We start from the raw sequence: 10,375 nt of genomic DNA, 5'->3' as shown, positions 1-10,375 counted from the left end.
GAGATTCGCTTTCTGTAGTTCATCGGGTCGTGCTCGACGCGGCGTCGAGGTCGGAGACAAGTTCGGTGCCGGTGATGCCGCTGAGCAGGCGGGCCAGTCCGACGGTGTGCCCGAGGCTGCGCTTGAGCCGCTTGCGCAGGTCCAGCGCCAGCAGCGAGTCGACGCCCAGGTCGAACAGCGAGGCGGACAGGTCCAGGTCGTCGGGGCCCGCGCTCAGCACGGCGGCCAGGTGGGTGCGCACCACCTGCGCGGTATCCGCGCCGTCGAGGTCGGCCGAATCGGCTGTGGCGGTGGGTGTCTCGGCGGCCGCACCGGTGACTCCGGCCAGGAACATCCGCAGCCGGTCGGGGTCGGCGGCCAGCACCATCGGGTCCAGGGTGTAGTCGCGCAGGCTGGCGGCGATCGCCAGGTCGGGCGCCATCTGGCGCAGCCCGGACCGCTCGATCTGGGTGATCTCGGCGGTGTCGACGATCCCGTCGGCGCCGGCCTGCCACAGCCCCCACCGCACGGCGGTGCAGCGCCGGCCCGCGGCACGCTCCTGGGCGGCCAGCACGTCGAGCATCCGGTTGGCCGCCGAGTACGCGGCGTGGCCCTGCCCGCCCCACACCGCGGACATCGAGGAGCACAACAGCATCCGGCAGTCGGCGCGCCGCGGCCAGTGCTCGATCAGCCGCGCCAGGCCGGTCACCTTGGCGGCCAGGGTGTGCGCGAAGGCAGCACCGTCCAGTTGCGTCGCGGGCCCGAAGGTGGCCGCGCCGGCGGCGTGGACGATCAGGGAGGCGCCGTCGCCACTGAGTGCCGCGGCGACGGCGGCCAGCTGCGCGGCGTCGGTGAGATCGCAGGCGGCCGAGACGATCTCGGTGCCGTACCGCTGCCCGAGTTCGGTGATCAGGGCGGGGTCGGCACCGCGGCGGCTGACCATGACGATGCGCCGCGCGCCGCGTTCGGCGAGGTGCCGGGCGTAGTGCGTGCCGATCGCCCCGGCGGCGCCGGTGATCACGACGTCGTCGAGCAGGCCGGTGTCCAGCGGCAGGTCCGGCGCGTGCACCGTCGACCCGCCGAACAGGTCCAGATCGCGTCGGTACCGGCGCGGCGCCCCCGCCGACCAGCGCAGCGCGAAGGTTCCCGGGCCGGCCAGCACCGTGTCGAGCACGGCGGCAGCGGCGGCGGGCGGTTCCGCGCCCAGCACGTCGACGTGCCCGAAGCTCTGCTCGGGGTGTTCGAGACCGATGCTGCGGACCGCGGCGGCCAGCGCGGCGGGCACCGGCGCGGGCACCGGGTCGGTGGCGTCGACCTGCTCGGCGCCGGCGGTGACCAGCCATACCTCGCGGCAGGCGGGCCCGATCCGGTCGGCCAGGCGCAACCCTCCGGCCTCGGCCAGTTCGGTCAGGGTCGTCGCCGCCGCCACCGGATCGGTGTCGTGCGCGTCGGGGGCGACGAGCACCAGCACCTCGGCCTCGGCCGGATCCGTCTCGGTCACCCCGGCATCGGCCAGGCTGGTGCGCAGCGCGGCGGCCAGCGCCGACTCCGGTCCGAGCGGCAGCACCGCCGGCCGCGGCGCCGCGGCCGGGCGGACGGGAGCTTCGGTGAGCGGCCGCCACGTCTCGCCGGCGACGGTCAGCGCCGCGATCGGTTCCAGCGGTTCCCGGTGGGCCCACAGCGGGGTCGCCCGCATCGGCGCGTTGGGAAAATGCGGCAGCGGCGACGCCGGCGGCGCGTCGGCGCCGAGTTCCCGCCACCGGTGGGTGGGGTCGGCGACCGCGACGGCGGCCAGGTTGGCGCTGAACTGTTCGGCCGCCGGGGCGTCGCGGTGGCCCGTGCCGACCAGCACGGCCGAGTCCGCCGCACGCTCGGCGACGGCGTGCAGCAGCGCGGGATGGCCGGAGAGCTCGATGAACACCGTTGCGCCACAGTCGATCGCCGCCTGGACGGCGTGATCGAAGCGCACCGTGTTGCGCAGATTGTCATACCAGTAGTCGGCGAACCCGGTGCTGGGCTCGACGACCGCCCCGGTGGTCCCGCCGATGAACTGCACCGGGCTTTCGGCGAACCGGCCACCCTCGTCGGGCTTGGGCAGCTGCGCCTGCACCCAGTTCCGCAGCGGCTCGAGCACGCTGGTGTGCACGGGAAAATTGACGGTGATCTCGCGGCCCAGCTGACCCCGCTCGCGCACGCGGGCGACGGCGGCCGTGACCGCCTCGGCCTCCCCCGATACCGCCACGGCGCTGCTGGCGTTGATCACCGACAGTTCCAGCCAGCCCGGGGTTTCGGCGATCAGCTCGCGGGCCGCCGCCGGCGTGATGCCCAGCGCCGCGACCGCGTAGTCGCCGGTCAGTTTGTCGACGACGCCGGCGCGCGCGGCCACCACGCCGATCGCGGCCGGCAGGTCGATGACTCCGGCGAGGTAGGCCGCGGCGATCTCGCCGAGGCTGTGGCCCACGGTGAGGTCCGCGACGATGCCGTGGTGGCGCCAGACCGCGGCCAGCCCGACCGCGTGGGTGAACTGCGCGCCCTGAATCTCGATCTCGGCGAACGACTCCGGGTCGTCGACCTCGGTCAGGTAGCGCAGCGGCGTCGCGCGGTCCGCGGCCGCGAACGCGGCGCAGCAGGTGTCCACCGCGTCCCGGTAGCCCGGCAGCGCCCGGTAGGCGTCGGCACCCATGCCGGGATGCTGACCGCCCTGCCCGGGGACGACGAACGCGACGCGCGGTGCGCTCGCCTCCGTCGCGGTGGCCACCAGCGGGTGCGCCTCGGCGCGAGCGACGGCATCCAGGCCCGCGGTCAGTTCGGTGAGACCGGCGGCGCGCACCACCGTCCGGTAGCGCCGGATCCGCCGGGTGCGCAGCAACTGTGCGGCCACCTCGGCGACGCCGACCTCGGTGCCGCCGCCCAGGTACCGGCCGATGGCCCGCGCGTCGGCGGCGATCAGATCCTCGGCGTGCGCGCTCAGCAGCACCGGGACGCGGCCGTCGGGCCAGCTCGGGATACGCGTCATTGGGCCATCTCCACGATCACGTGGGTGTTGGTCCCGCTCATGCCGAACGCCGACACGGCCGCGATCCGGGAACCGTTCGTCGCGGGCCACGGCTGCAACTTCTCGGCCAGCCGCAGACCCTGACTGTCCCAGTCGATTTCACCGCTGCGCTCGTCGACATGCAGGGTGGGCGGGATGGTGCCGCGCTCGGCGGCGATGAGCACCTTGGCCAGGCCGAGCGCCCCGGCGGCGGCCTGGGTGTGCCCGACGTTGGACTTCACCGAACCCAGGACCGGCCCGGCGCCGGGCGCGGTGGCCCCGTAGGTCGCCGCCAGCGAATGCAGTTCCGTGCGGTCACCGAGCGAGGTGCCGGTGCCGTGGCCCTCGACGACGTCGACCTGGGTGGGTTGCAGCCCGGCCTGGTCCAGCGCGCGGCGGAACAACCGCGCCTGGGCCGCTTCGCTCGGGGCGGTCAGACCGGTGGTGCGGCCGTCGGAGTTCAGCGCGCTGGCGCGCACCTCGGCCAGGATCGGCCGGCCGGCGCGCTGCGCGGCGGACTTGCGCTGCAGCAGGAACATCGCGGCCCCCTCGGCCCACACCGTGCCGGTGGCGTGCGCGCTGTAGGGGCGGCAGTGCCCGTCGTCGGAGAGCGCGTGTTGCTTGGCGAACTCGACGAAGTAGCCGGGGCTGCCCATCACGCAGACCCCGCCGGTCAGCGCGAGGTCGCAGTCGCCGGACCGCAGGGCGCCGACGGCGGTGTGGAAGGCCGCCAGCGCCGAAGAGCAGGAGGTGTCGACGGTGAGCGCCGGCCCGGCGAGATCCAGCGTGTAGGCGATCCGCCCCGAGATCACGCCCAGCGAGGTGCCGGTGATCAGATGCCCACTGTGGTGGGAGAACTCGCTCAGCGGCGGGCCGTACTCCAGGGTGGAGGCGCCCACGTAGCAGCCGACGTCGTGGCCCGCCAGGTCGTCGGGATTGATCCCGCTGTTCTCGATGGCGCGCCACGCCAACCGCAACGCCACCCGCTGCTGCGGGTCCATCGCGGTGGCCTCGCGCCGCGAGATGCCGAAGAACTCGGGGTCGAACTCGGCGGCGCCGGTGAGGAATCCACCGAGGTTGTGGATCTGCTTGAAGCCCTCGCGGCGGGAGCCCTCGAACAACTCGGCCAGCGCCCAACCGCGGTCGGTGGGGAACGGGCCGAGCGCCTCACGCTGTTCGCTGAGCAGGCTCCAGTAGTCGTCGGCGGTCGCGACGCCGCCGGGGGTTTCGACCGCCATGCCCACGATCACCACGGCGTCATGCGGATCGCCAGGATTGTTGATCCGACCGGCGGTCATCTCCTACTCACCAGCTCCGTCACCGCGTCGAGGTGGTCGTTGAGGTAGAAGTGGCCGCCCTCGAAGTGCGAGAGGGTGAATCCGCCGGTGGTGTGGGAGGCCCAGTTCTGCAGCCAGTGCGGGCGGATCCGGTGGTCGCGGGTGCCGCCGATGGCGTGGATGTCGGCGCTGATCCGCGCGTCGGGGGCACACGAATAACCGCTGAGCGCACGGTAATCCGACTTGACCGCCATCATCAGCAGCTCGGCGAAGTCCTCGTCCTCGAGCAGTCGGGGGTCGGTCCCGCCGAGGTCGACCATGTCGGCCATCACGTCGGTGTCCGTGCTGGGCAGCGGCAACACCTCGGGGACCGTCGACGGGGCCTGTCCGGCCGACGCCCACAGCCGGTCCACCGCGATGTGGTGCTCCTCGGCCAGCCGCGCGAACTCGAACGCCACCACCGCACCCATGCAGTGGCCGAACAGGCTCAGCGCGCCCACCCGGCCCCACTCACCCGCCTCGAACAGCTGGCGGGCCAGCTCGTCGACGCCGTCGACGGCGGGGTGCGCCAGCCGGTCGGCCCGCTGCGGATACTGCACGATGAAGGCGTTGACGCCCTTGTCCGCCAGGGCCTTTGCCAGCGTGCGGTAGGCGGCCGCCGCACCCCCGGCGTGCGGGAAGATCACGGTCGACCCGGCCGCGCCCGCGGCCTCGAAGCGTTTGACCCAGGGCTGGAACTCGACGTCGGAAGGTGTGCTCACGGTGCCGCCGCCGAGTCGAGCGCGGAGGCGACCTCGGAGCTCTCCATGTCCGCCACTTCCAGGTACACCTCGGCGACCTGTTCGAGCCGGTCGCTGCCCGCCTCCCGGCCCTGCAGCAGGGTCGCCAGGGCGGCCACGGTCCGGGCCGCGAAGATGTCGGCGACCATCACCGTCGGCGTGTCCAGCCAGGCCCGGGTGCGGGCGACCAACTGCGTGGCCAGCACCGAATCGCCGCCCAGGGCGAAGAAGTCGTCGTCGGCGCCCAGCGAGTCGAGACCCAGCAGGCTCGCGGTGATGTCGGCCAGGGCCCGCTCGAGCGGGGTGGCGGGCGCCCGGTGGGCCGGGCCCTGCGCCGCGCCGCGCCGCTCGGCCGCGGCGGCCAGGCGTTCGGCCGCACCGCGGCGGTCGATCTTGCCGCCGACCGTGTAGGGAATCGCCTCCACGAGCTCGATCAGGTCCGGAACCATGTGCGGCGGAACGAATCCCGCGATGGCCTCGGCGATCTGAGCTGCCGTCAGGTTCGGATCGGTGATCGCCACCAACGCGGCCAGCTGCTCGCGACGCGGGTCGCCGGCCACCGGCACCACGGCGGCGACCGCGCCGTCGACGGCGTCGAGGCGGTTCAGCGCGCCCTCGACCTCGCCGAGTTCCACGCGGTAGCCGCTGATCTTGACGCGGTGGTCGGCGCGGCCGACGAATTCCAGTGTGCCGTCGGGCCGGTAGCGCGCCAGGTCCCCGGTGCGGTACCAGGTGGTGCCGTCGTATTCGACGAAGCGCTCCTCGGTCAGGTCGGGCCGGCCGCGATAGCCGCGCGCGATGCCGCGCCCGCCGACCCAGAACTCGCCGGGCACCCAGTCGGGGCAGTCCGAACCGTCGGCCGCGACCACCCGGCACTTGTTGTTGGGCAGCGGCACGCCCAGCGGGACGGCGGCCCACTGGGCCGGCAGCTCACCGGGTTCGCAGATGGTGTTGTGGGTGGCGGTCTCGGTGGCGCCACCCAGGCCGGCGATACGCGCGCCGGGGGCCTGGGACCGCAGCGCGCGCACCATCTCGGTGCGCACCCAGTCCCCGCCCGTCGGCACGACCCGCACCGAGGAGATCCGGTCCGAGTTGACCGCGACCAGCATCTCCAGCCAACCCGGCAGCCAGTGCAACACGGTGACCTGGTGCTCGTCGATCATCCGGACCCAGGCGTCGGGGTTACGGCGGTCGTCCTCGTCGACGACGACGATCGAGCCGCCGGCGCGCAACATGCCGAAGATGTCGAGCACCGAGATGTCGCATTCCAGGGTGGACAGCGCCAGGCAGCGGTCGGCCGGCCCGATCTCGAAGTGCCGGTTGATGAATTCGAGGGTGTTCATCGAGGCGCCGTGGCTGACCTCCACCCCCTTGGGTTCGCCGGTGGAGCCGGAGGTGAACAGGACGTAGGCGATGTCGTCGGGGGCCGCCGTCGCCGGCTCGGTGCCCTCGGCCGCCGTCCGGCCGGCCGCGATGGCCTCCGCGACGGTCAGCGCCGGGACCGGCAACGCGGCGGTCTGCGCGGTGGCCTCGCCGCACCACAGCACCGAGTGCACGTCGGAGCTCGCCAGGATGCGCGTCGCCCGGTCCTCGGGCTGGTCGACGCCGATCGGCAGGTAGACCGCGCCGGCGGCGTGGATGCCCAGCAGCGCCGGGATCTGCTCGGCGTTCTTCGGTCCCATCACTGCCACCGCGTCGCCGGGCCCGACGCCGCGGTGGCGCAGCGTCGCGGCCACGGCCAGCACCTGCTCGCGCAGCTGGGCGTAGGTCAGGTCGCCGAGGCTGCTGAACACCGCCGGGGCGTCCGGGGTGGCGGCGGCAGCGCGAAAGAACCCGTCGTGCAGCGCATCTCCGCTCAGCGGAGCCGTCTGCGAGTTGTGCGCGTCCCGCACCTCGCGTTGCTGTCCGGGCACCGCGGTGATGTCCAGCGCATCCCAGGCCGCGTCGTCGCGGGCCAGCCGGATCAGCTCGTCGACGTGGTGGGCGAACATCGCGTCGGCCACGCCGGGCCGGAAGGCGTCCTCGCGGACGTCCCAGTTGATCAGCAGGCCGCCGTCGAACGGGGTGGCCTGGGCGTCCAGCAGCACCTGCGGGCCCTGCGAGATGTGCCAGACGCACTTGCCGAACTGATCGGTGACATCGCCGGCGAACAGGTCGCCGAGGCCCAGGGCGCTGGTGAACACGAACGGCGCCAACGTGGGCACGCCGCGGTGCCGGGTGAGGTCGCGCAGCACCGACAGCCCGGAGTAGCTGGCGTGCCGGACCGTGGTGTGCAGCGATTCCTGCACCGCGCGGGCCCGCTTGGCCGCGCTGTCCGCGCCGGTCAGGTCGACGTCGAGCATCAGCGACGAGGTGAAGTCGCCGACCAGCTTGTCGACGTCGGGGTGGAAGGGTTCGCGGCCGAACATCGGCAGGTTGAGCAGGAAGTGCGAGTTGGTCGACCACCGGGCCAGCGTCCCGGCGTAGGAGGCCGCGATCGCCATCGCCGGGGTGATGCCGCGCTTGTGCGCCGAGGCGAACAGCGCCTCGCGGATGTCCGCGTCGAAGAAGTGCCAGCGGCGGGTGTTGCGCCGCGGGTTGGCCTGCTCCGACGGCGGGACCAGCGGCGGCGACGGCGGCTCCGGCAGGTGCGGCACCCGCTCGGCCCACCACTGCCGGTCCTCCTCGGACACCGAGGTCGAGGCCGTCAGCGCCGAGCGGTAGCGCCGGTAGGTGTAGCCCAATTCCGGCAGGTCCTCGCCGCGGTAGAACACCGCCAGGTCGGCCATGAAGTTGCGGTAGCTCACGGCGTCGGCGGCCGACATGTCCATGTCGACGTGCAGCCGGGTGCGGCCATCGGCCAGCAGCGACAGCGAGATCTCCAGGACCTCGCCATGCAGGATCTGATGCGACTTGGCGTCCCGGATCTCCTCGAGCCGGGCGTGCGCGGCCTCGGTGTCGAGGTCGCGCAGGTCGTGCACCGTGACCGGCAGGGTGCGGTCGCTGATCCGCTGGGTGCCGTCGGGCAGGATGTCCACCCGCAGCATCGGATGGCGACGAGCCAGGGCGGCCGCGGCGACGCGCAACTGCCGCGGGTCGACGCCCTCCCCGTCGAATTCGACATACAGGTGGGGGGCGACGCCGCCGAGGGCCTGCTCCTCGTTGCGACCCAGCCACAGCGCGTGCTGGATGGGCGCCAGCGGGAACGGTTCATCGTCGTCGAGGTCTTGGGGGCCGTCGGGGCCCTGGGGGCCGTCGGCGTCCCGGGGCGCCTCGGCCGGTTCGGCGGGGACGTCCTCGGTGCGCTCGGCGACCAGCCGGGTCCAGGCGGCCACGGTCGGCGTCTCGGCCAGCGCGGCGAAACCGATGTCGATACCCTGTCGCCGCCAGCGTCCGGACAGCGACATCATCCGAATGGAGTCGAGACCGGAAGCGATGAGGTCGGCTTCGGGGTCCAACGTGTCCGGGCTGACACCGAGCAGTTCTGCGACCTGCTGGTGTACGGTCTGGGAACTCGTCGCGGAGCGACCCACTTATCGACCCTCCCAAAGTTTTAGTAAAGGCTGCCCTAACTTTGAGGAGGCTACCCTATATATGATCGTCCCGACACACCTACCCGGAAGGGCGGTATTGGTACGGGATGAGTACAGGAACACCGAACACGCAGCACGCCGTCGATAACGAAATCGACGACCTCCGAACGGGATTCGTCCCCTTCCCGGCCGACCGGGCGGAAACCTACCGGCAGGCCGGATATTGGACCGATCAGCCGTTGGACACCCTGCTGAGCGAGGCCGCGGCCCGCTGGCCGCAGCGGACCGCGATTGCTGACGCGGGCACCAGCTACACCTTCGCCGAACTCGACGCGCTGGCCGACCGGGTGGGCGCGGGGCTGACCGCCCAGGGCATCGCCCCCGGCGACCGAATCCTGCTGCAACTGCCCAACTCGTGCCGGTTCGCGGTGGCGCTGTTCGGCCTGCTGCGCGCGCGCGCTGTTCCGGTGATGTGCCTGACCGGTCACCGCACCGCCGAACTGGGCCATTTCGCCGAGGTCAGCGGCGCGGTCGGGATGGTCATCACCGATCGGGCCGGCGGGTTCGACTTCCGCGACATGGCCGGTCGGCTGGTGGCCGAGCACCCCCGGTTGACCCACATCCTCGTCGACGGCGAACCCGGCGACTTTCGCCCGTGGTCGGCGGTCACCGACTATGCCGGACCCCTCCCCGAGCCCGCCCCGGTCGACGCCACCCTGCCCGCGCTGCTGCTGGTCTCCGGCGGCACCACGGGTCTGCCCAAGCTCATCCCCCGCACCCACAACGACTACCGCTACAACGCGATCGCGTGCGCCCAGGCCTACGGGATGACCGGTGACGACGTGTGCCTGGTGGCGCTGCCGGCCGGACACAACTTCCCGCTGGCCTGCCCCGGCCTGCTGGGCTCGATGACCGTCGGCGCCACAACGGTTTTCACCGACGATCCGTCCCCCGAGGCCGCCTTCGCGCTGATCGACAAGTACCAGGTGACGCTCACCGGTCTGGTCAACGCGCTGGCCAAGCTGTGGGCGCAGGCCTGCGACTGGGAACCGGTGCTGCCGACGTCGCTGCGGGTGGTCCAGGTCGGCGGGTCGCGGATGATGCCCGACGAGGCCCGCTTCATCCGGGAGAACCTCTCGCCGGGCACGCAACAGATCTTCGGCATGGCCGAGGGCATGCTGAACTTCACCCGCCCGGGCGACCCGATCGACGTCGTCGACAACGTGCAGGGCCGGCCCATGTCGCCGCACGACGAGATGAGGGTGGTCGACGAGAACGGCATCGAGGTGGCCCCCGGCGAGGAGGGGGAACTGCTGGTCCGCGGCCCCTACACGCTCAACGGCTACTACCGCGCCGACGAGGCCAACGCCCGGTCCTTCAGCCCGGACGGCTTCTACCGCAGCGGGGACCGGGTGCGGATCTTCACCGAAGGCCCGCGCGCCGGCTACGTCGAGGTCACCGGCCGCATCAAGGACGTCATCCATCGCGGCGGGGAGACGGTGTCGGCTTCGGACCTCGAGGAGCACCTGCACACCCACCCGAAGATCGCCGCAGCGGCCGCGGTCGCGCTGCCCGACGAGTACCTCGGCGAAAAAATCTGTGCCGCCGTGGTTTTCAAGGGGCCGCCGATCACCCTGGCGGAACTCAACGGGTTCCTCGACGAGCGCGGGGTCTCCGCGCACACCAAGCCGGACCTGCTGGCCCCGATGCCGTCGCTGCCCAAGACCGCCGTCGGGAAGGTGGACAAGAAACAGATCATCGCCGCCCTGGTGGACAAATGACACCGGTACCGCA

At 72.5% G+C, this 10,375-nt stretch carries 5 protein-coding genes; 1 reads left to right on the top strand and 4 read right to left on the bottom strand.

Annotated elements, in window-relative coordinates; all coding sequences use genetic code 11:
• Positions 1 to 19: 19 nt before the first annotated feature.
• The 4 genes from mbtD to EL338_RS08200 are packed head-to-tail and all read right to left on the bottom strand — an operon-like array spanning position 20 to position 8,581.
• Positions 20 to 2,995 carry a mycobactin polyketide synthase MbtD gene (mbtD, locus tag EL338_RS08215; RefSeq protein WP_126333311.1) on the bottom strand — a complete coding sequence of 992 codons (2,976 nt, stop codon included), beginning with the start codon at positions 2,993 to 2,995 and terminating at the stop codon, positions 20 to 22.
• Positions 2,992 to 4,311 (bottom strand): beta-ketoacyl [acyl carrier protein] synthase domain-containing protein, encoded by a 1,320-nt coding sequence (locus tag EL338_RS08210; protein ID WP_126333309.1) that lies wholly within the window; start codon positions 4,309 to 4,311, stop codon positions 2,992 to 2,994. The genes mbtD and EL338_RS08210 overlap by 4 nt, the downstream gene beginning before the upstream one ends.
• Positions 4,308 to 5,051 carry a thioesterase II family protein gene (locus tag EL338_RS08205; protein WP_126333307.1) on the bottom strand — a complete coding sequence of 248 codons (744 nt, stop codon included), beginning with the start codon at positions 5,049 to 5,051 and terminating at the stop codon, positions 4,308 to 4,310. The genes EL338_RS08210 and EL338_RS08205 overlap by 4 nt, the downstream gene beginning before the upstream one ends.
• Positions 5,048 to 8,581, bottom strand: coding sequence for a non-ribosomal peptide synthetase (locus EL338_RS08200; RefSeq protein ID WP_126333305.1), 3,534 nt, complete (start codon positions 8,579 to 8,581; stop codon positions 5,048 to 5,050). Before EL338_RS08200 ends, EL338_RS08205 begins: the two co-directional genes overlap by 4 nt.
• A 107-nt stretch (positions 8,582 to 8,688) precedes the next feature.
• Between EL338_RS08200 and EL338_RS08195 the strand changes: the two genes are divergently transcribed.
• Positions 8,689 to 10,362, top strand: a complete 1,674-nt coding sequence (locus EL338_RS08195) for a (2,3-dihydroxybenzoyl)adenylate synthase (RefSeq protein WP_126333303.1) — start codon at positions 8,689 to 8,691, stop codon at positions 10,360 to 10,362.
• The last annotated feature ends 13 nt before the right edge of the window (positions 10,363 to 10,375 follow it).

The organism is Mycolicibacterium chitae (assembly GCF_900637205.1).
Lineage (GTDB): Bacteria > Actinomycetota > Actinomycetes > Mycobacteriales > Mycobacteriaceae > Mycobacterium > Mycobacterium chitae.
The sequence above is the reverse complement of the archived record's forward strand: the minus strand, read 5'-3'. Positions and strand labels throughout refer to the sequence as shown.